Origin of the sequence: Shewanella youngdeokensis (assembly GCF_033180165.1) — a bacterium.
Taxonomy (GTDB): Bacteria; Pseudomonadota; Gammaproteobacteria; order Enterobacterales; family Shewanellaceae; genus Shewanella; species Shewanella youngdeokensis.
In genome coordinates, this window is sequence record NZ_CP136522.1 from 218,196 (window position 1) to 238,793 (window position 20,598).

Sequence of the window (20,598 nt, forward strand, 5' to 3'; positions counted from 1 at the left end):
GCCTAAATGGCAATGATTTTAATCGTTTGTGTGTTTCAGTGATTTACCAAAGGTAAGTAAGTAAATCGCGGGAATGACAAACAAAGACAACAAGGGCGCAGTGATCATTCCACCCACCATAGGTGCAGCGATTTTTTGCATCACTTCATTGCCGGTGCCCGTTCCCCACATGATCGGTAACAGTCCAAAAAAGATCGTGGCCACGGTCATTGCTTTTGGGCGAATACGCATAACGGCGCCTTGAATTAACGCTTCAATTAAATCGCTACGTTGATGATATAAACCCGCAGCTTGGCGATCTTTAATACTGTTGTTTAGGTACACTTGCATCACAACTCCAAACTCTGCTGCCACCCCAGCGAGTGCAATCATGCCTACCGATACTGCCACCGAAAAATTATAGTCTAGTAAATACAGTAGCCACGCGCTGCCAACAAGCGAGAAGGGCAGGCTGAGCATAATAACCGACGCTTGAGTGGCTGAGTTGAAGGTCATCATTAGCAGTATAAAAATTACTGCTAGCATAAGTGGAACAACCAGCTGCATTTTGTCATCGACCCGCTGCATATATTCATATTGCCCTGCAAAACTATAACTGTAGCGCGGTGGCAGGGTGATTTTTGCATCAAGCGCTGCCCTGGCTGAGGCAATGTATTCGCCGATTGAGATATCGGCTAAATCGACAAATACCCAACTAACTAATCGGCCATTTTCGCTGGCAAGCATGGGGGCTCCGTCGCTGATGGTAATGTTTGCAAGGTGGCTCAGCGGTAGATATTTTCCGGTTTTCGTCACCACGGGCAGGTCGCGCAGTTTTTCAATATTGTCTCGTAACGCTCGTGGGTAACGGATATTAATAGGGTAGCGTTCTTGCCCTTGTATCGACTGGCCTATCTGCATGCCACCAATGGCCATTTGCACAACATCTTGAATGTCTTTAAGCGTCATTGCGTAACGCGCTGCATTTTTGAGGTTTGGTTCAATGTCAATATAGCGGCCGCCACTGGTGCGTTGGGCAAAGGCCGATGTTGTACCGGGTAGCGTGCTAACAACGGCCTCAATTTCAGTACCAATCCGCTGTAACTCATCAATATTGGCACCAGAAATTTTAATACCGACGGGCGTTCTGACCCCTGTTGATAGCATGTCTATTCGGGTTTTGATTGGCTGCACCCAGGCATTGGTCATACCCGGCACTTTTACTGTGTTTTGCAGCTGCACAATAATGCTTTCCAGTGTCATGCCATCGCGCCATGTTTCGGGCGGATTAAGCATAATGGTGGTTTCTAGCATGGTGAGTGGTGCAGGATCCGTTGCCGTCGTGGCGCGGCCAACTTTGCCAAATACACGCTTTACCTCAGGCACAGTTTTAATTAAGCGGTCGGTTTGCTGTAAAATTTCTGCCGCTTTAGCGGCGCTAACGCTGGGCAAAGTCGTGGGCATGTAAAGCAGATCGCCCTCCTCAAGTTCGGGCATGAATTCGCTGCCCATTTTGCTCAGCGGGTATACAGCACTGCCAAGTGCAATGATGGCTAACAATATCGTGACTTTAGGGAAGCGTAACACCCAGCGTAGCATCGGCTCGTAAAGTGCTATTAATAAGCGGCTAATCGGGTTTTTATGCTCGGCAGGTATTTTGCCACGCACAAAGTAGCCCATCAAAACTGGGATTAAAGTAATGGCCAAAATGGCACTTGCTGCCATTGCAAAGGTTTTGGTAAAGGCTAGTGGGTGAAACAAGCGTCCCTCTTGGGCTTCAAGGGCAAACACCGGCATAAAGCTGAGGGTAATAATGAGTAGGCTGAAAAATAACGCGGGGCCAACTTCAATAGAGGCTGTGCGTACTAGCTCCCAGTGAGCTTCTGCAGTGGGGTTTTTACCGTGATGTTGCTCGCGATATCGTTCTAAATGTTTATGGGTGTTTTCAACCATCACGATGGCGGCATCCACTACAGCACCGATGGCGATAGCGATCCCACCAAGGCTCATGATATTGGCATTAACACCAATCATATTCATTACAATAAAGCTGATGAGTATCGACATTGGTAGTGAGATAACAGCCACTAAAGTGGAGCGGGCATGCAGTAAAAAAATCATGCAAATAACCGCGACCATCAACATCTCTTCTAGTACTTTATCTTTAAGGTTATCAACGGCGTTGAGGATCAGTTCGGAGCGATCGTAAGTGATCACAAGCTCTACGCCGTCAGGCAGACCGTTTTCAACCTCTTTAAGTTTGTTTTTAACATTGTTGATTGTGGTGAGTGCGTTTTCACCATAACGCATGACAACTATGCCGCCAACAACTTCGCCTTCGCCATTAAGTTCTGCAATACCACGGCGAGCCGCGGGGCCAATACGCAGTTGTGCAACGTCTTTCATTAATACTGGAGTGCCAGATTCTGACACTATGCCCAGTGGTATAACCTCAAAATCTGCCAAGCTTTGACGATAGCCAGATGAGGTGATCATGTACTCGGCTTCGGCCATTTCAATCACCGAACCACCCGTTGAGCTATTGGAGTTATCTAAGGCACTTTTTACTGTCATTAAGTCAATTTGATAAAGGGCGAGCTTATGTGGGTCGACAATAATTTGGTACGACTGCTCCATGCCCCCAACTGTGGCTATTTCTGACACCCCAGCAACGCTTTGCAGCTCTAGCTTTAAAAACCAATCTTGCAGTGATCTTAATTGCGCCAAATCATGCTGGCCGGTGCGATCGATGAGCGCATATTGGAATACCCAGCCAACGCCTGACGCGTCAGGCCCGAGTGTGGGAGTAACGTTGCTCGGGAGTAAACTTTGGGTTTGTGATAGGTATTCTAAAACTCGAGAGCGAGCCCAGTAAATGTCGGTATCGTCTTCAAAAATAATATAAACATATGAGTCGCCAAACATCGAAAATCCACGCACTGTTTTGGCACCGGGTACAGCCAGCATGGCGGTTGAGAGTGGGTAGGTGACTTGATCTTCAACGAGCTGTGGTGACTGGCCTGGGTAGGAGGTTTTGACGATAACTTGCACGTCAGATAAATCTGGTAGCGCATCTAATGGGGCGGTGCGCATGGCTTGGTAGCCAATTAACGCAATGACCACAGTGAGCATTATCACCATGGCGCGCTGTTTAATCGAGGCACTAATAATTTTTGCTAGCATTGTTGACCTCCGATTAATGGTTAGCGTGCGGCTGTGGGCTAACCTTGCTGCTGTTTAAGCGTTGCAGACTACCTTGGATACTCGCTTCGGAGTCAATTAAAAATTGCCCAGATACAATCACCTTGTCGCCCGCATTTAAGCCTTGTGTAATTTCGGCTCGGCCTTGGCTAATCATGCCTACTTTTACTGTAACGGCTGCAAATTGTTGATCGCTGCGCTGCACTACCACCCGGTTTTCACGGCCGGTAAGGATCAGGGCCTCGGTTGGTATGGTAAGGATGTTGTCTTTGACTCCACCAAAGAGCGTCACATCAACTAAAGTACCGGGTTTAAGCTTTCGTTCGGTATTTTCAAGTTTTATCCGCACCCGCATTGCTCTTGATACAGGGTCGAGCTCAGGGTAGATGTAATCAACCGTTGAGGCTAAATCAAATAAGCCTTGTGCAGCCGATGCGACCTCAACAGGTCGGCCTGGTTCTAGCCAGCTTTGTTCATTTTCAAATACATCGGCAATAACCCAAACACTACTTAAATCGACGATTTCAAAGAGGGTGTCTCCCGGCTGAACATACATACCATGGCGGACCGATAGCTGGCTGATAAATCCATCTTGCTCAGCATAATAAGGGACGCGATAAATGGTCTCGCCAGTGCGTTCTAGCTGTTTTATGGTGGCAGTGCTGACACCTAGCAGCTCTAATCGTAAACGCGCTTTGCGCAGTAAGCTTGCGCCGCGCTTGTTGTCTTGTTTTAGGTAATCGACAGCTTGCATGTAATCGTCTTGCGCATTAATCAGCTCGGGTGAGTAGAGTTCATAAAGGAGTTGACCTTGCTTAACGCGTTGACCAATGGTGTGCACCATTAGTGTTTCTATCCAACCGTTAACGCGGGTGTGCGCGTGGGCAATGGCGTTTTCATTATATTGCACTGTGCCAATGGTTTGGACCTGTTTCCCTAATGAACCTTGGGTCACTTGCTCGCTGCGAACACCTAACGCTTGTTGCATTGCGCCAGATACGTTAACAACGACCTCTGCAGTCGTTACGCCGACGGTGACCTGCTCTAAGTTCATACCACATATTGGACATGTGCTAGGCGTATCGGTGACGACATTAGGGTGCATTGGGCAAACATATTTAACGTTGGCGTTATTACTTGGCACCGTTAATGTGGGTAATGGTTGGCTGAGTAATCGTTCGGCCTTGCTTTGGGTAGCCGTATTTGTTGCGCCCGTTGGCTCGCTGGTGTGAGAGTGGCCGACAGGTTCATCTTGGTTATCATCTTTAACCAAAAACATTTTACAGATTGCACAACGACCTGGCTCATGGCTGGTTTCTTCTGGGTGCATTGGGCAGTAATAGTGATTACTTACTGTAGCCGGAGTATCTGTTGCTTGGCTGTCATCTTTAACCAGAAACATTTTACAGATTGCACAGCGGCCTGGCTCATGGCTAGTTTCTTCTGGGTGCATTGGGCAGTAATAGTGATTACTTACTGTAGCGGGAGTATCTGTTGCTTGGCTGTCATCTTTAACCAGAAACATTTTACAGATTGCACAACGGCCTGGCTCATGGCTAGTTTCTTCTGGGTGCATTGGGCAAGCATAATGGCTTGAATGTGCTTGGTTTAGCGATGCAGTGTCTGGTTGAGCAAGTAAAGCTTGGCTGTATCCAAGCCCGATTGTTGCAATCAATATGCTCAGTGCGCAAAGCGCATTTTTATTCAATAATTGTGCTGTAAATAAACTCATAATGCCTTATCTCCACCCTAGCGTTTAGTGATGCATGTGACTTTTTTTATCGGCGCCATCGCTTGCTGCGATAGGCGTTAAGTCCATGCCACATTCTGGGCAGCTATCACCCTTTTTCCCCTTAACTGCAGGGTGCATTGGACAGTCGTGAGTGGCAGCGTTCATCTTATGATGTGCGCCCTTACCTTTGTTTGGGCAAGTGTCACAGTTATGTCCAACAGTTTTTGTTGCTGTTAAGTCCATCCCGCATTTAGGGCAAGAGTCACCCTGTGAACCGGTTACTTCAGGATGCATTGGGCAGCTATAACTTTGGCTTTGCTCTGTGCTGTGTTCATGCGCGTGAGCAGATGCCGCTGGCGCCCAACTTAAAAACAATAAGGTGGCTAAAATTGTACTAATAAAGGTTTTCATAACTCAACTCCATCAAAACGATGGCCGAATGCTGTAAGTGCATGTGCACGAAACAATTAACGGCTTAAATAATTGCTTAATAAGAATACATAACGTGTAAAACCATAACGCTTTACGCTATTGGAGGTCTTAAATCTTGTGGCAATAAAATTGAGTGGAAATGAGGCATTTGAGTCGTCACTGCCAAGTCGGTCTTCCCGCTTTTTGGCCATGACGCAGTACTGTACAGCGTACCTGTTACCGAAATCACCAAGCAATGATTACAATCACTTTGGCATATACTACCGCCATTACAACAATCTTTAGAATTACCTGCTACTGCAGGCTTCATCTGGTTAGAGTGGCAGCAATGGGTGCTGTTATCCATTTTCTCTTGGTGGCATTCAGTTCCATCTTGCATGCTCATTATCGGTAAATCATCAGCTATTGCACTCGGTATCATCATAGAGCCATTAGTAAGTATTAGCTGACCCAACAAAGCGAGTAGCGTATAGACTATTAATGTATGACGACGAAGGTTGCTAAGCATAATGACCTTAAATAATGAGCTTTAATAAGTCTAACATAGCAATTAAGCCGCACATTGATAAAGTTCACAGTTTAAAATTATCAATATGTTAGTGAATCCCCTTAGCTGATGATGCAGTTAAATGCCGTCATGATGTGTAGGCAATATTAAGGCGCGATTGCAGCTTATAACCCCGTTAAGTCTTACTATAAATTATGTTAACTGACTAAAGCTAAAGTGACCGCGTTATTAAATGTAAACAAGTCAGCCTCTCATCGGTATGAAATTGATATTTTTTTAAATGTTGTTTTGAAGTGACGCTATATTTTTAGATGTGAAAAAAGTTGAATAAATCAATATAAATAAGACTTTATAAGAACGAGAATCATTAAACATTGCAGCCTACAAGGTCTTAAACTAACTTTAGCTAATGCGAATGTATCTACCGTGTTATTTAATACATTAGCAAGAGTTAGACCAATGTCTCATTTCGCACTTTTAGTGCCAGATTAATTAGGGGGTTATAGTTTATAATAATTCACAAATAGCGATGAAGTTAAACTTACATCGATATAAAAAATCAAATATTTGGAGATGAGCGATGAACTGGCGAGCACTATTTAAACCCAGCGCAAAAATTTCGATTCTGGCATTGTTGGTCGTCGGTATCGTTGTTGGTGTTGTAGGTTACTTTGCGACACAACAAACTTTACATGCAACAAGTACAGATGATTTCTGTATGAGCTGTCATAGCAACCATTCATTGAGAGATGAAGTTATGGCGTCTGCTCACGGCGGAGGAAGCGCTGGTGTTACTGTTCAGTGTCAAGACTGTCACTTGCCGCATAACCCAGTTAAATACCTAGTTAAGAAAATTATCGTATCTAAAGATCTATACGGTTACTTAACGATTGATGGTTTCAACACTCAAGAATGGTTGGATGAGAACCGTAAAGAGCAAGCAGACCTAGCACTTAAGTACTTTAAAGATACTGATTCAGCTAACTGTCAGCACTGTCATACTCGTATCTACGAGAACCAACCTGAGACAATGAAGAAAATGGCGAAAAGAATGCACGCCAAAAACTTCAAGAAAGCTGAAGACAAGCGTAAGACTTGTGTAGATTGTCATAAAGGTGTTGCTCACGTTTACCCTAAAAAAGGTAGATAAGTAGCTAGCACTACAAGCGCTTAAACTTTAAAGCCTCTTAATTGAGGCTTTTTTGTGCCTGAAATTTACCAATGTATGTATTAACTTAGTCGCGTAACAGAAAGTCGAGGTAAGTTAGGGCTAGCAGTTATCGTGCATAAATATGTGATTGGTACCAACTCAGTTCTGGCTGGTGTGAGATAGGCTGCATGCAACAGAGGTTAATTCGTTACTGTGATGGGTGGCTCTTTTGGTATGCAGTATTGCTAAGCTGCTGTGTTTGGTGAGCGTTATAAGGTTTTCGCGTATGTAATGGGGCTAATAATGGCTGGCGTAACCATTATTAGCCTCAAATATTGCTGCGATGACAATGAAGTCAGTATTACTTTTGCTGCGTTAACACTTGCTGGCGATACTGCAGTAGGCTGAACACTCCAAACAAAAATACCTGAAGGTAATCGCGTTTTTTTAACGGTAATAATGTATTAAATAGTGTGTGAAAAATTACCGTCTGAAAGCCATGCATAAATACGGTAATAGCCAAAAGAATATTCAGAATAATAGCTACATTGCCATTTAGCGGCATAAACAGATTGAAAATCATCAATAACCACACAAATGCTGTGATCCATTTTCCGATTACTAATAGCGCTTTCATTTAAAAACTATCCTCGAGATCCTGATTGTCCACTAATGGGCTGTATTGATATAAACGGTAAATCACCTGACCTGCTTTTTTCTCTTTGAGCTGAGTCCAGCTGCTAGGTACATTAAGTACTGCGAGTTCTGACTCTGTTTCTACATAAATGAGTGCATCAGGCAATAACCACTGATGCTGATCGATTAATGCGATGCAGTTTTCAGTGAGCGATTTTCTGAAAGGAGGGTCAATAAAAACGATATCAAAGCCTTCATCAGGTGAAGTGGCTAATAGTTTTAAGCTGTCGCCTTTAATTACATCGGCATTGTTACAGTTTAAGGTCGCCAAATTAGCGGTTAACTGCTTAGCTGCCTGTGGTTGCAACTCAAATACCTTGGCATATTTTGCATAACGCGATAAAGACTCTAAACTCAACGCTCCACTGCCACCAAAGCAATCTAATACTCTGGCTCCACGAACATCGTTTGCAATCCAATTGAATAAAGTTTCGCGAACACGGTCGGTGGTTGGGCGTAAGCCTTCTAGGTCATGGATCGGAAGTTTACGCGATCGCCATTGGCCAGAAATGATCCTTACTTGGCCGCTTGAGGGTCTTTTTTTGACCATGGTGTCCTCGTGATTTTGCCTTACGGCTGAAAGTGGTAGACTATAGCGTCTGATTTAAAGGTCGCTATTTTATATTAAAGCACAGCTAAATGGTAAAAAGCCGTTGTTTAGGCACACGTAGGTGATACTTTTACGGTTTTAGTCAGCGTAATTTTACTGTGTTTTTGATATAACGTCCTCCACCCTAACGTATTTATGTACAGCTATTTGAGCATCGGTAAAACACATGGCAAAGAAAGGCTTTTTTTCCTGGTTCCGCAAGGATAAATCTAAAGAACAACCACAAGCAGCAGAAGCAGAATTAAATGTAGCTGAACAAGCTGCTAACGCAGAAGCTGAACGTATAGCTGCCGAACAAGCCGAAGCTGCAAGATTGGCAGCAGAGCAAGCTGCTAACGCAGAAGCTGAACGTGTCGCTGCCGAGCAAGCCGAAGCTGCAAGATTAGCAGCAGAGCAAGCTGCTAACGCAGAAGCTGAACGTGTTGCTGCCGAGCAAGCCGAAGCTGCAAGATTGGCAGCAGAGCAAGCTGCTAATGCAGAAGCTGAACGTGTCGCTGCCGAACAAGCCGAAGCTGCAAGATTAGCAGCAGAGCAAGCCGCTAACGCAGAAGCTGAACGTGTCGCTGCCGAACAAGCCGAAGCTGCAAGATTAGCAGCAGAGCAAGCTGCTAACGCAGAAGCTGAACGTGTTGCTGCCGAGCAAGCCGAAGCTGCAAGATTGGCAGCAGAGCAAGCTGCTAATGCAGAAGCTGAACGTGTCGCTGCCGAACAAGCCGAAGCTGCAAGATTAGCAGCAGAGCAAGCCGCTAACGCAGAAGCTGAACGTGTCGCTGCCGAGCAAGCCGAAGCGGCAAGATTAGCAGCAGAGCAAGCCGTGACAGAAACGCAGCAACCTGAGCCTCAAGCTCGACCTGTTAAAGAGGGGTTATTTGCTCGGTTAAAGCGAGGTTTAAAGCGTACCAGTGAAAGTATTGGCAGTGGTTTTGCTAGCTTATTTACCGGCAAAAAAATTGATGACGATCTGTTTGAAGAGTTAGAAGAGCAGTTATTGATTGCCGACGTGGGTGTAGAAACCACTACGCGTTTAATTAAGCAATTAACTGAGCAGGCGAACCGTAAACAGTTAAAAGATGGCGAAGCGCTTTACGAGTTAATGCGCGATGAAATGCAAAAAACACTAGAGCCAGTATCAGTTCCGCTAGTTCCCGAAAATGCAGATGGACCATTTGTGATCTTAATGGTTGGCGTGAATGGCGTGGGTAAAACAACCACCATTGGTAAGTTAGCTAAGCAATATCAGGCGCAAGGTAAGTCAGTTATGCTTGCTGCGGGTGATACCTTCCGCGCAGCCGCGGTTGAACAGCTGCAAGTCTGGGGGCAACGCAACGATATTCCAGTGATCGCCCAGCATACAGGAGCCGATAGTGCTTCCGTTTTGTTTGACGCATTGCAAGCTGCTAGAGCACGTAATGTTGACATTCTTATCGCCGATACTGCGGGTCGCTTACAGAATAAAGCCCACTTGATGGACGAACTCAAAAAAGTCGTACGAGTGATGAAAAAGCAAGACGAAGCGGCACCGCACGAAGTGATGCTAACGTTAGATGCTAGCACCGGCCAAAATGCAATTAGCCAAGCACAGTTATTCCAAGAGGCTGTGGGCGTTACAGGTATCACTATTAGCAAGCTAGATGGTACGGCTAAAGGTGGTGTTATTTTTGCTATTGCTGACAAATTTGGGATCCCGATCCGCCACATTGGTGTGGGTGAACAAATTGACGATCTTCGTACCTTTAACGCAAAAGACTTTATTGAAGCACTATTTAGTCAATCAAAAGACGACATAGAGAAAAAATAACGTTAGTTTATATAGCGATAACAGCGAATAAGACAGCTAACCAATGATTCTATTTGAGCAAGTCAGTAAAGTTTACCCCGGCGGTCAGCAAGCGCTGTCGGATGTAAATTTTCATTTAAAGCGTGGTGAAATGGCGTTTCTTACCGGCCACTCTGGTGCGGGAAAGAGCACGTTGCTCAAATTGATCTCGGTGATTGAGCGAGCTAATGCTGGCAAGGTGGCTATTAATGGGCACGACATTGCTAATGTTCGTCGGGCGCAGGTGCCTTATTTGCGACGTGATATAGGGATGATTTTTCAAAATCATCACCTATTAATGGAAAAAAGCGTGTTTGATAATGTGGCACTGCCATTAATCATTGAAGGTTTTTCCCATGGTGAGATCCGCAAGCGTGTTGCGGGGGCGCTCGACATGGTAGGCCTTTATGGTAAAGAGCGACATAACCCTATTATGTTATCAGGCGGTGAGCAGCAACGAGTTGGTATTGCTCGCGCTATCGTGAACAAACCTCCTCTGTTGTTGGCCGATGAACCAACCGGTAACTTGGACCCTAAGTTATCGATGGACATATTGCGCTTATTTGAAACTTTTAACGACTCCGGTACTACGGTACTCATTGCTACCCATGATCTCGGGTTGATTGCTCGTATGAAATATCGAACGCTCACCCTTAAACAGGGCCGGGTACTCGGTGCTCAAGAGTTGGCTCAACCAGACAGCTTAAGTGCGTACTGAGGAGTATAATGAGTAAGCAACCCCAGTTAACACGCAGCAAATTACCGCTTTCAGGTCAAATAGTGATGTTTTTTATCCGTCACTTACAGCAAGCGATGGCAAGTTTAGGTGAGCTGTGGCGCAACCCTATTTCATCCTTCATGACGATGGGTGTGCTGGGGGTGAGTCTTAGTTTGCCTGCTGCGCTACAAGTTATTGTTAAAAATGCTGAAACAATCACCCAATCCTGGAATAGCGCGGCTGAAATATCGTTGTTTGTCGATGAAGGGCGCAGTGAAAGAAGTATTCAAAGCCTAGTTGCTCGGCTTAAGGTTTACTCTGAAGTTGCTGAGGTGAGCTATATTAATCGCGATCAAGCGCTTGAAGAGTTTCAGCGGTTATCGGGCTTCGGTGATGCATTATCTTATTTAGACACCAATCCACTACCTGCGGTGGTTATGGTCACTCCTAGCGTAAAATATTCTAGCCCAAATGGTGCCAAACAACTGTTAAGAAAACTTGAGCAAGAGCCTGAAGTTAGCTTTGGCCGGCTTGATATTGAATGGTTAGAGCGTTTACAAGCTGTAGTCCGTTTGCTTGAACGCACGGTGTTTGCCATTTCAGTTTTATTGATATTAGCGGTGGTATTGGTGATTGGTAACACTGTTCGCCTTGCTATTATGAATCGCCGTACAGAAATAGAAGTCATGAAGCTGGTCGGGGCGACCGACGCCTTTATTCAAAGGCCGTTTCTTTATACTGGTATTTGGTTTGGTATTATTGGTGGAATACTCGCTTGGGTGATTATTAATTTGCTGGTGTGGTATTTAGATTCTGCCTTGGGTGAATTGCTAGGGCTTTATGGTAGTCAGCTGCATATGCAGTCGCTCACATTAGCAGAACTTGGACAACTGGTGTTGCTGGCCTCGTTCTTAGGCTGGCTGGGATCTTACCTGTCTGTACGACAGCATTTGCGAGCGATCGAGCCTTCGTAGTGGATGCATGTTGCGTAACAATAAAGATGAACTATCCTTCATTTGCGCAGCCTTAATATGGGTGTAAAATCGCAATCGTACATATTTGATAACGTCGATGGTTGACATATTTTGTCAATTAGTCGATAGTCCTCAGTTGATCTCATATTGAGACGTTATTTTTGGTTTAGTTGGACAGAAATTAGTAATGGGTAGTAGGAGCGTGAATGACTGATCAAACGCAAACAATGGCACTGATGGTTCCACAAAGTAGTGGCAGCCTCGAGTCTTATATCCACTCGGCACACAGCATTTCGATGTTGGATGTGGAGGAGGAGCAACAGCTTGCGCGACGTTTACAGGAAACCGGTGACCTACAAGCTGCTAAACAACTGATTATGTCTCATTTGCGCTTCGTCGTTCACGTTGCCAAAGGCTATTCTGGATACGGCTTACCGCAAGCTGACTTGATTCAAGAAGGTAATATCGGCTTGATGAAAGCGGTTAAGCGTTTTGACCCCGATGTAGGGGTACGCTTGGTATCTTTTGCTGTGCATTGGATTAAAGCAGAGATTCATGAATATGTGCTTAAAAACTGGCGCATTGTTAAGGTTGCTACTACAAAAGCACAGCGTAAGTTGTTTTTTAACCTTCGTAAATCTAAAAAACGTTTAGGCTGGTTTAGCGATAATGAAGTTGGCATGGTAGCTGAAACCCTTGGGGTGTCTAAGTCCGATGTGACCGAAATGGAATCACGGATGGCTGCGCAAGATCCAGCGTTTGATTTGGCCAGCGACAATGATGACGAGCAAGATTATGCTCCGATGCATTATCTGGAAGATCATTCATCTGATTTAGCTAGCCAAGTTGAAAACGACAACTGGGAGCAAAGTAACCAAGAGCGCCTGCTGTCAGCCATCAAGACACTTGATGAGCGTAGTCAGCACATTCTTCAAGCTCGTTGGTTAAATGAAGACAAAACAACGCTCCAAGATCTCGCGGCAACTTACCAAGTGTCGGCTGAACGTATTCGACAACTCGAAAAGAATGCGATGAATAAATTGAAAGGGCGAATGGAAGCGTAATGCTTTGCATTGGCACTGACTAAAACCTGCTTCGGCAGGTTTTTTTATGTCTGGAACATTTATGCTACAAGCCCATGGATGGATAGCTTGCAGCTTTATGTCTGGAACATTTATGCTACAAGCCCATGGATGGATAGCTTGCAGCTTTATGTCTGGAACATTTATGCTACAAGCCTCACTAACGCTATCAAGCAGCACTCGCTTTGCTAAGTTAACTCAATTTTAGCTGACTATTTCTTGGCGTTAATGGCTGCGATAATCTGTTTTCTTACGACTTTAATCCCCACTGTCGCGACTTCAGGCCAAGGGTAATATTGCCTAGGTCGTTTAAAGCGCGCGATTTTGTTGGCTAAAAACGCGGTGAGCTCGGTTTCAGTCAGCGGGTTAGCAGCGCTATGTTTAAGTTTAAGAGTTGCAGCGGGAAGATGACCAAATGTGGCATCGGCTTGTGCAAAAACAATCGCGTCATTAATCATTGGGTGTTGTTTTAAGGCGGCTTCCACTTCTTCAGGTTGCAAGTTCTCCCCTCCGCAGACAAACATGTTGTCTAAACGGCCCTCAATGCACAAATTACCGTTATTATCCCAGTGGCCTAAGTCGGTACTCCTAAACCAACCTTCAACCGCTGGCGAGCTACCTAGCGGCTGTCGGATGCTGTCACCGTCGAGGTAACCTAAGAATAAGCATTCACCTTTTAGCCAGATTTCGCCGTCTACGATTTTTAGCTCTCGTCGTGGTAGCAGTTGGCCGCTTGTTCCGTCTGCTCGGGCTGCACCAGTGGTGATTTGTGAGCTCATTTCGGTCATACCATAACTGGTATAAGCATTTATATTTAGCGCGCTAAGTTGGTCAATCAGAGTGCTTGATATCGCACCGCCGCCGAGAAGCATCGCTTTTACGTGGCGTAAGCATTGTGGCGTGCTTTGTAATAGCGGCTGTAGTTGCGCCCCAACTAATGACAAGTGGCTAATGTTCTCTCGAGATAATTGCTCAGCTAGCGGTATGGACTTATCTTCAAATACCACACTGGCTGCAGCCAGTGCGCAGCGATTTAATATGGCGAGCCCGCCAATATGAAACAGCGGTAGTGACAGCAGCCAGCTGTCGGCTTCATCAAGCTGAATTAATGTTTTAGCCCCAGTGGCACTAGCAATGTGGTTTTGTAAGCTGTGTACAGCCGCTTTAGGTAGGCCTGTGCTGCCAGAGGTGAGAATGGCATTCACGGCTTGATGCGGATCGATATTGATAGGTTGCTGTTGGCTACTTTGCTCAAAGTCGAGACATAACAATCTGGTGGTGGCTTGACCCAGCGCGGTTAACTCTGCCTTTAAACTCGGCAGTAAATCTTGCGTGTGCTGAGGTAGCCAGCAGTAGCGATATTGATGGGTTTGAATCAACGCGATTAACTGCACTTGTGCAAAGCGTGGCGAAATAGGGCAAAACAACAAACCATGCTCGACACAGGCCCAATAAAGAGTCAGTAGCTCAGGGCTATTATGGGCAATACACGCGATTCTATCGCCCTGTTGTAGGCCGGCGCGTTTTAATTGCTCGCCGATAGCAATCACATGTTGGCTTAGTTGTAGGTAGCTAACACGCTGGCCATGCACGCTATAGGCAGTGGCGTGCGGTTGGCGAGTTGCCGCTTGATGAATCGGTGATTGAATCAACTTACTGTTTTGACTGTGAGGCATCTATGGTTAACCTAGCGCTAGTAGGCATTGTAAGTCGTTTAGGTTTAGACGCTGTGCTTTTCCGCTGCTGCATAGTACGTCTTGGCTAAACGCGGCGAGAGTGTCGATCCCTGGGATTTCATCTGGGGTCACAATACTGGCTAGCCGACTGAGATCTGCAATGCCTAAACTGGCTTCTAGGCTAGAACTGATAATAGTGCGCACCCCGTGTTCATCAGCTTGTTGCTGTAACGACTGTAATGCTTCTAAACTGCCAAGTAGCATGGGTTTGATGATAATGGCGCACAGCCCCGGTTGCATTTCAAACTGGTACATGGGGTCGTTAAGTGATTCATCCAGCGCCCAAGGCGCGCCAATGGCTTGATAAAGTGCTGGGTTATCAGCGGGGTTTTGACAGGGCTCTTCAATGTATTCTATTGCGTGTAAAGGAATACAAGCGATGAAGTCAATTGCCTGCTGCAGCTCAAATCCTTGATTGGCATCGAGTCGCAGTTTTAAGTCTGGGCGAATGGCTAATATTTGATGTATTAATTGAATTTCGTCTTCTAATGACGTTTGTGCCACTTTAACCTTAACAGCGTGAACACTTTTGGGGAGTGCCGCCACGCGTTCGGCAACGGCCTTTAATGGTTCGTCTTGATTGCGATAAATAAGCGGTATAGTTAGCGTATCAAGGTGGTGACCGTCGAGTGAGCCCATCAATTTTGCATGTAACAAGCTTAGCCCAAACGCAATAGCGTTATTTTTAGTGTCATTAGCAATATCTAGTAGTGCATCCACTGGCTGGCAAAGCAGTTGTGTTAGATGCTGATGAAGCTGCTCAGAGGTTTGAGTGAGTGAGTGCTGACTAAAACCTTTGATTAGATTACCGTCAACATCAACACCAGAGAGTGGCGACACCTCGACATATTCAGTGCGTTCAACCTCATCATGCACTAACGTAGCAGCCACCACTAAGCCGTGGCGTTGATCGATACGTTGTTTACCAACTGGTAGTAATCGATTTAAATCAACTGTGTATTGGAAAAGGCTAAGCTGAGTAAGCGACATTAAATGGCCCTATTATCTGAGGGTGAACTTGGTAACTGCGGCTGAATAAGTTGTAGTACTAGCTGACTAAACAGCGCAGGTGCAGCGCTGTGTACATTATGGCCGCAGCCCTCTGCAACATGTAACTTGATGGTAGATTGCTGCTGCCAGCGAGTTGCAAGTGCAGTAAATTTTTGGTCGTCATCACCGGCAATAAAGTAGCAAGGCGCCTTGATGATAGCTGGAGTGTCCCATAGGTCGGCTTGTTCAGCTAGAGATGTCGACTGGTAGCAATTACCCAGTGCAATAGCATTGTTACTGCTGCGCAGCTTGATCATCACTTGACGTTTTTGCGGGCTAAGATCGGCAAATACGGGTTGCTGGTACCACTGCGCTAAGAAATCGAGAATCGTTAGCGAGGCTAGCTTAGCTGCCCATTGCGCATCGTTGGCTTTTCTTGCGGCTTTATCTGCGTAAGATGTTAGCCCCGGGTGACACGACTCAAGGATTAAGCTCTGTACCTGTTCGGGTGATTGTCTGGCTAAATGCAACGCAATACGGCCCCCAAGAGAGTAGCCGACTAAATGGTATTGCTGCACGGTGAGCGATGACAGCGTTTGCTGAATAAGCGCCACGCAGTCGCTAAAACCGGGAGTGGTTAGCGTATGCTGGTGGCTGCTGCCGTGGCCGGGCAGGTCGATACAAATGCAATAATAGTGCTCAGCTAATACCTCTGTGACCCGGCTCCAATCTTCTTTGCTGCCTAAAAAGCCATGTAGCAAAACAATTGCGGGAGCGCGGGGGTCACCTTGGCATTGGTAGGCTAACATCAGTTTTGTTTTACCCAAGCGCTAATTTTTGTCATTTGGTCGCTGGCCTGATGTTGCGATACGCTCACTTCTATAACCGATGGTCCTTGGTAGGTCAGGGCATAGTCATAAGACTCAATAAAATCATCAAGGTTATCAACTTGGTTGTAAGCTAGGCCGAACATTGCCGCGCCAAAACCAAACTCAAGACCATGGGATAGACGATAGTAGTCAGTGCGAAGTTGTTCGCTAGGTACCGGCAGCAGGTTAAAAATATTACCACCATCATTATTGAGGATCACGATTACCAGTGGGCTGGTTACCGTGCGTGCAATCGCCAGCGAGTTAAGGTCATGTAACTGTGAAATATCACCAATCACCAAGGTGGTTGGTTTTTTATCTGCAATGGCTACGCCGCAAGCGGTTGCAAGTAAACCATCAATCCCTGAGGCTCCTCGGTTAGTAAACACGTTGGCATATTGGCTACACATAGGCGCATACATATCGAATAACCTAATCGGCAAACTATTACCGATAAACAGCTGTGATTGACTCGTTTGGCGTGTGGCGATGGTTCTTATGGTCAGCGCTTCGCCAAATTGTGTTTGGTCAATTTGTTGTTGGAATAAGGTCTCTAGCGCTTGGTTACTTTTGATGAGTGCTTGTGCCCATAAAGCTTGCGACGAACGAGGCCATGGTAACGCGGCAAACGTATCAGCCTGAGCCAGCCACACGTGTTTACGTTTATTGCTTGGATCAAGCCTTTGTTGTTGTGGTAATACTTGCCAGTAGTCTTTCCAGTTTTGCTCGCTTAAATAGTTCATCAATCGTTTTGATAAAATGCGTCCACCAAAAACCAGCACTCTATCTGCTTGCGCCAGTAACGCTTGAGATTTGGGTTGCAGCAGCAGTTGATCAATATTACCGATGGCAGTGCAGTGTTGTCGTAGCTGTGACTGTGCGTCAGTCACAATGGGCCAGCCTAGTTTGTTCGACAGAGCAATTAACTGCTCAGGATGATGTTCAGGTGCTAGTGTTGCCGCTACGATTATACCCTTACCATGTACGAATCGGGCTAGAGCATCAGGAGTAGGCATTTGTGAAGCGCTGTGCGCTGCGTACTGAATATAAGGTAAGTTGTTTTGTTGCCACTGCGCAACTGGCTTTAAATAGCGACTAAAGTCAGCTTTTATTTCTGCTGGATAAAGTGGTTCACGGTACATGCAGTTTATATGTACCGGCTGGGTTTGGTTGCTAACCGCGTCATCAATTGCGCTTAGTAGTGACTCGGGACCAATGCTCATATCTGGTGTAGGCAAGTTGAGAGGCTTAGCATACTGAGCAAAAATAGCCGGTTGAGTAATGGCTTGGTTAGCACCGCAATCGATAAGCTCGCAGGGGCGATCGCCCGATAAGATGATAAGCGGTACGTGAGTTAGCCAAGCTTCAATGACCGCAGGGTATAGGTTAGCAACCGCAGTACCTGAAGTCGTAACAATCGCCACAGGTGCGCCGCTGGCTTTGGCTAACCCTAGTGCCATAAAGCCTAAACCTCTTTCGTCAAAATGCAGGTGTTGAGATAAATTATCTTGCTTGGCGGCGGCTAACGTTAACGGGGTTGAGCGCGATCCCGGTGCCATGCACACGTGTTTTACGCCTAGGCGAGCAAGCTCATCTAGAATTAATGATCCCCAAAGTAGATTTAATTCAGCTGTATGTTCAGTTTGCATAGATAATTACCATCCCAATGATAATGTTAGTTTAACTTGGTTTAGGGCAAAGAAATATGATCGGTTATGGTTTTCTTAACGCCGCAAGTTAACAGTAAGAAATAGCGAGCAGTGATTAACCTTGGTTATCTATCCATTCGCTCATTACCACGTGGGTTTTTATTTTGGTGATGTCGGCTTGCGCATCAATAAACTCGCGGATTTGATGTAGCCGTTTCATTGACGCTGCGTTGGCGTAGACTAAAAGATCCATGTCACCGGTGATACCTTTACAGGTAATGATTTCCGGAATAGTTTGGAAAATTTTAACGATGTCAGCGCAGTTGGCGCACTGATGCTGGATTTCGAAGTAGGCTGAGACCCCTTCGGTTTGTGACGCGCTCAGGATGACTTGATAGCCGCGAATTGTACCGCAATTTTCGAGTTTCTTGATCCGCTCGGTTACAGCAGAGCGTGAGAGGTTTACCTCGGTCGCAATATCAGAAATGCTGCGGCGAGCATCAACTCTAAGCGCGCTTATAATTGCTTGATCAAATTTATCCATATCTAATTCCAGCATAGTGACGGCCAATAACAAAAATACCGACAATATGCCGGAAAATTTGGTGAAGTGTCTGCGTGTAAACGCAGAATGCTATTTAGTCTAGAACTATAATAGTGCCATTGTAAACTAGAGCTTATATGAATATGAAACAGATTTCAGGCACGATAGGACGTTGGCAAGGTGCTGGGCTAATGGCCACCACATTGTTGGGTACCGGCGTGTTTATTTTACCGCAGATGACTATCGTCACAGCGGGACAAGGTGCGTTAATCGCCTGGTTAGTACTTACACTTGCCATTATTCCCGTTACGTTGGTTTTTGGGCGGTTAGCAAGTGTCTTACCGCATGCCGCAGGGCCTGCGTACTTTGTCGAACAAGCTTTTGGTCGCACTGCAGGACGTACCATTGGATTGATGTTTTTATTGGTGGTTCCGATTGGCGCTCCAGCGGCTATTTTGATGACATTTCAGTTTGTTAATGCCCTTGTACCCATGAGCGGTTGGACGCAGGTTGGCACGGAATTGTTGCTGTTAGCTGTACTGTTGGTCCTTAATTTACGTGGTATCCAAGTGTCGGCAAAGCTGCAGTTTGCGTTGACCTTAGCGATTGTCTCAGTGGTGGTGGCTTTGTTTGGTGGGGTGGGCATGAGTTTGTCGGAGCTTGAGTCATTTACCCACCAAGATACGCCTAATATCAGTCTCATTATGGCAGCTGTCGGGATCGCGTTTTGGAGCTTTCTTGGGGTAGAGGCCATGACTCACCTCGCCAATGATTTTCGCCGACCAAAACAAGACATGATCCCTGCCATGATGATTGGTACCGTATTAGTTGGTTTGGTGTACTTGGCTTGCACCTTGTTATTGTTAGTTGTACCGAGTGACACTCCCGTGGCCATGGTTGGGGCTTTTGACCATTTACTCGGCGGTTATGGGGCGCAGGTTATTGGTATATTAGGTATTGTGAGTGGGCTGGCCACGGTAAATGTTTATACCGCGAGTGTGTCTCGGTTAATGTGGAGTTTTAGCTGTGACGGCGTATTGCCAAGATATTTTAGCCAGTTAAATCCGCATCAATCACCTGCTAGGGCCTCTTTTGCGGTGTTGTTAGCGATGGCTCTCGTGATCATATTAACGCACGCTACGGGGCAAGAGCTTGAAGATTTGATCGTGTGGAGTAATGGTGTGTTTGTGATTATTTATTTGGCCGCCATGTTGGCCGCGGCTAAATTACTCAGTAAACGATATTTACCGCTGGTGATATTAAGTAGTGGATTTTGTATTGCAATCGGCATTGCTTTAGGCTGGAACATGGTGTTTGCCATATTATTAATGGTGGTGCTATTTCCGGTGCTGTGGTGGCAAAAAGTGCACTTAAATCGCAAACCCATCACAGCATGATCGGCATTAGGTTAGCTGCGTTGTTGTGTTTCAATGGCAAGGTTACGCATCTGGATAAGCTCGCTATGTCTAAGGTGTAGCAAGTCAGAGGTGCGGCGGATCATCTGATCTTCATACTGGCACAAGTGCCCATCTGCATAAGCAAGGCGCCACATCGCCAAAATGAGCTGTTGTTTTTGGGTTATATCGAAATGGTTATTAATCGCTTGAGTAAATTCATACAGTGAGGTTGAGTTTTTTTGTGACAAGCTCGCATCAGCAATTAAAGCCTGCACATCGTTGACCGATAGACCTAAATGGCTGGTTAGCAGCTCGGGCAATATGTTGACCTCGGCAGTAGACATGTTGTCATCGGCCATGACCACTTCAAGTAGTAAACTGGCCGCAGCAAGGTTTAAATGTTGTGTTTGCTCCTCTGCCGAGAATGTTTGTTTTGGGGCCTCAAAAAATAGTTTTAGCTTAGCAAGCATGTGAATGCCTCTGTTTTTGCGGGTATTGATTAGAGTGGTTTAAGG

General features: G+C 45.8%; 19 protein-coding genes. 7 read left to right on the top strand and 12 right to left on the bottom strand.

The window, feature by feature from the left end; genetic code table 11:
- Window positions 1–18: 18 nt before the first annotated feature.
- The 4 genes from RGE70_RS00970 to RGE70_RS00985 form a co-directional block, all read right to left on the bottom strand.
- Complete coding sequence (locus tag RGE70_RS00970; protein ID WP_310469691.1) at window positions 19–3,162, bottom strand: efflux RND transporter permease subunit; 3,144 nt, start codon at window positions 3,160–3,162, stop codon at window positions 19–21.
- A gap of 13 nt (window positions 3,163–3,175) precedes the next feature.
- Window positions 3,176–4,912, bottom strand: a complete 1,737-nt coding sequence (locus RGE70_RS00975; RefSeq protein ID WP_310469692.1) for an efflux RND transporter periplasmic adaptor subunit — start codon at window positions 4,910–4,912, stop codon at window positions 3,176–3,178.
- 24 nt (window positions 4,913–4,936) lie between these two features.
- On the bottom strand, window positions 4,937–5,323 hold the full coding sequence (locus tag RGE70_RS00980; protein WP_310469693.1) for a heavy metal-binding domain-containing protein: 387 nt from the start codon (window positions 5,321–5,323) through the stop codon (window positions 4,937–4,939).
- Between the two features lie 112 nt (window positions 5,324–5,435).
- Window positions 5,436–5,729, bottom strand: a complete 294-nt coding sequence (locus RGE70_RS00985; protein ID WP_375087881.1) for a hypothetical protein — start codon at window positions 5,727–5,729, stop codon at window positions 5,436–5,438.
- Window positions 5,730–6,432: 703 nt separating this feature from the next.
- On the opposite strand from RGE70_RS00985, the gene RGE70_RS00990 reads away from it, so the two are divergent.
- Entirely contained in the window at window positions 6,433–7,002 is a 570-nt protein-coding gene (locus RGE70_RS00990; protein WP_310469694.1) for a NapC/NirT family cytochrome c, read from the top strand.
- A gap of 361 nt (window positions 7,003–7,363) precedes the next feature.
- Here the strand turns inward: RGE70_RS00990 and RGE70_RS00995 are convergent, their stop codons facing one another.
- Together RGE70_RS00995 and rsmD are read right to left on the bottom strand one after the other, a co-directional pair.
- Entirely contained in the window at window positions 7,364–7,639 is a 276-nt protein-coding gene (locus RGE70_RS00995) for a DUF1145 domain-containing protein (RefSeq protein WP_310469695.1), read from the bottom strand.
- The gene (gene rsmD / locus RGE70_RS01000; RefSeq protein WP_310469696.1) at window positions 7,640–8,248 is read right to left on the bottom strand and encodes a 16S rRNA (guanine(966)-N(2))-methyltransferase RsmD; all 609 of its coding nucleotides are present in this window, start codon (window positions 8,246–8,248) and stop codon (window positions 7,640–7,642) included.
- Between the two features lie 226 nt (window positions 8,249–8,474).
- Here rsmD and ftsY point away from each other — a divergent pair, with 226 nt between their 5' ends.
- From ftsY to RGE70_RS01025, 5 genes are all read left to right on the top strand, one after another.
- The gene (gene ftsY, locus RGE70_RS01005; RefSeq protein ID WP_310469697.1) at window positions 8,475–10,106 is read left to right on the top strand and encodes a signal recognition particle-docking protein FtsY; all 1,632 of its coding nucleotides are present in this window, start codon (window positions 8,475–8,477) and stop codon (window positions 10,104–10,106) included.
- A gap of 43 nt (window positions 10,107–10,149) precedes the next feature.
- Window positions 10,150–10,842 carry a cell division ATP-binding protein FtsE gene (gene ftsE, locus RGE70_RS01010; protein ID WP_310469698.1) on the top strand — a complete coding sequence of 231 codons (693 nt, stop codon included), beginning with the start codon at window positions 10,150–10,152 and terminating at the stop codon, window positions 10,840–10,842.
- Window positions 10,843–10,850: 8 nt separating this feature from the next.
- A complete protein-coding gene (ftsX, locus tag RGE70_RS01015; protein WP_310469699.1) occupies window positions 10,851–11,816 on the top strand; it encodes a permease-like cell division protein FtsX in 966 nt (321 codons plus the stop codon).
- Window positions 11,817–12,022: 206 nt separating this feature from the next.
- A complete protein-coding gene (rpoH, locus tag RGE70_RS01020; protein ID WP_310469700.1) occupies window positions 12,023–12,880 on the top strand; it encodes an RNA polymerase sigma factor RpoH in 858 nt (285 codons plus the stop codon).
- A 46-nt stretch (window positions 12,881–12,926) separates the two neighbouring features.
- The gene (locus RGE70_RS01025; RefSeq protein WP_375087882.1) at window positions 12,927–13,106 is read left to right on the top strand and encodes a hypothetical protein; all 180 of its coding nucleotides are present in this window, start codon (window positions 12,927–12,929) and stop codon (window positions 13,104–13,106) included.
- 4 nt (window positions 13,107–13,110) lie between these two features.
- On the opposite strand, the gene menE is transcribed toward RGE70_RS01025, so the two are convergent.
- The 5 genes from menE to RGE70_RS01050 form a co-directional block, all read right to left on the bottom strand.
- Window positions 13,111–14,574 carry an o-succinylbenzoate--CoA ligase gene (menE, locus tag RGE70_RS01030; RefSeq protein WP_310469701.1) on the bottom strand — a complete coding sequence of 488 codons (1,464 nt, stop codon included), beginning with the start codon at window positions 14,572–14,574 and terminating at the stop codon, window positions 13,111–13,113.
- Window positions 14,575–14,580: 6 nt separating this feature from the next.
- Window positions 14,581–15,624, bottom strand: coding sequence for an o-succinylbenzoate synthase (gene menC / locus RGE70_RS01035; RefSeq protein WP_310469702.1), 1,044 nt, complete (start codon window positions 15,622–15,624; stop codon window positions 14,581–14,583).
- The gene (gene menH, locus RGE70_RS01040; protein ID WP_375087883.1) at window positions 15,624–16,451 is read right to left on the bottom strand and encodes a 2-succinyl-6-hydroxy-2,4-cyclohexadiene-1-carboxylate synthase; all 828 of its coding nucleotides are present in this window, start codon (window positions 16,449–16,451) and stop codon (window positions 15,624–15,626) included. The genes menC and menH overlap by 1 nt, the downstream gene beginning before the upstream one ends.
- Entirely contained in the window at window positions 16,433–18,142 is a 1,710-nt protein-coding gene (gene menD, locus RGE70_RS01045; protein ID WP_310469703.1) for a 2-succinyl-5-enolpyruvyl-6-hydroxy-3-cyclohexene-1-carboxylic-acid synthase, read from the bottom strand. Before menD ends, menH begins: the two co-directional genes overlap by 19 nt.
- 115 nt (window positions 18,143–18,257) lie before the next feature.
- Window positions 18,258–18,686, bottom strand: a complete 429-nt coding sequence (locus tag RGE70_RS01050) for an Lrp/AsnC family transcriptional regulator (protein ID WP_310469704.1) — start codon at window positions 18,684–18,686, stop codon at window positions 18,258–18,260.
- Window positions 18,687–18,829: 143 nt separating this feature from the next.
- Between RGE70_RS01050 and yjeH the strand changes: the two genes are divergently transcribed.
- Entirely contained in the window at window positions 18,830–20,083 is a 1,254-nt protein-coding gene (yjeH, locus tag RGE70_RS01055; protein ID WP_310472884.1) for an L-methionine/branched-chain amino acid transporter, read from the top strand.
- Between the two features lie 11 nt (window positions 20,084–20,094).
- Here yjeH and RGE70_RS01060 read toward each other — a convergent pair whose 3' ends face one another.
- Window positions 20,095–20,553 carry a tellurite resistance TerB family protein gene (locus RGE70_RS01060; RefSeq protein WP_310469705.1) on the bottom strand — a complete coding sequence of 153 codons (459 nt, stop codon included), beginning with the start codon at window positions 20,551–20,553 and terminating at the stop codon, window positions 20,095–20,097.
- Window positions 20,554–20,598 lie beyond the last annotated feature (45 nt).

Coding starts and splice junctions, on each gene's coding strand:
- RGE70_RS00995 (WP_310469695.1), bottom strand. CDS start 7,639: ATGAAAGCGCTATTAGTAATCGGAAAATGGATCACAGCATTTGTGTGG.
- RGE70_RS01050 (WP_310469704.1), bottom strand. CDS start 18,686: ATGGATAAATTTGATCAAGCAATTATAAGCGCGCTTAGAGTTGATGCT.
- rpoH (WP_310469700.1), top strand. CDS start 12,023: ATGACTGATCAAACGCAAACAATGGCACTGATGGTTCCACAAAGTAGT.
- yjeH (WP_310472884.1), top strand. CDS start 18,830: ATGAAACAGATTTCAGGCACGATAGGACGTTGGCAAGGTGCTGGGCTA.
- ftsX (WP_310469699.1), top strand. CDS start 10,851: ATGAGTAAGCAACCCCAGTTAACACGCAGCAAATTACCGCTTTCAGGT.
- ftsY (WP_310469697.1), top strand. CDS start 8,475: ATGGCAAAGAAAGGCTTTTTTTCCTGGTTCCGCAAGGATAAATCTAAA.
- menC (WP_310469702.1), bottom strand. CDS start 15,624: ATGTCGCTTACTCAGCTTAGCCTTTTCCAATACACAGTTGATTTAAAT.
- RGE70_RS00970 (WP_310469691.1), bottom strand. CDS start 3,162: ATGCTAGCAAAAATTATTAGTGCCTCGATTAAACAGCGCGCCATGGTG.
- ftsE (WP_310469698.1), top strand. CDS start 10,150: ATGATTCTATTTGAGCAAGTCAGTAAAGTTTACCCCGGCGGTCAGCAA.
- rsmD (WP_310469696.1), bottom strand. CDS start 8,248: ATGGTCAAAAAAAGACCCTCAAGCGGCCAAGTAAGGATCATTTCTGGC.
- menD (WP_310469703.1), bottom strand. CDS start 18,142: ATGCAAACTGAACATACAGCTGAATTAAATCTACTTTGGGGATCATTA.
- RGE70_RS00975 (WP_310469692.1), bottom strand. CDS start 4,912: ATGAGTTTATTTACAGCACAATTATTGAATAAAAATGCGCTTTGCGCA.
- RGE70_RS01025 (WP_375087882.1), top strand. CDS start 12,927: ATGTCTGGAACATTTATGCTACAAGCCCATGGATGGATAGCTTGCAGC.
- RGE70_RS01060 (WP_310469705.1), bottom strand. CDS start 20,553: ATGCTTGCTAAGCTAAAACTATTTTTTGAGGCCCCAAAACAAACATTC.
- RGE70_RS00985 (WP_375087881.1), bottom strand. CDS start 5,729: ATGAGCATGCAAGATGGAACTGAATGCCACCAAGAGAAAATGGATAAC.
- RGE70_RS00990 (WP_310469694.1), top strand. CDS start 6,433: ATGAACTGGCGAGCACTATTTAAACCCAGCGCAAAAATTTCGATTCTG.
- menE (WP_310469701.1), bottom strand. CDS start 14,574: ATGCCTCACAGTCAAAACAGTAAGTTGATTCAATCACCGATTCATCAA.
- RGE70_RS00980 (WP_310469693.1), bottom strand. CDS start 5,323: ATGAAAACCTTTATTAGTACAATTTTAGCCACCTTATTGTTTTTAAGT.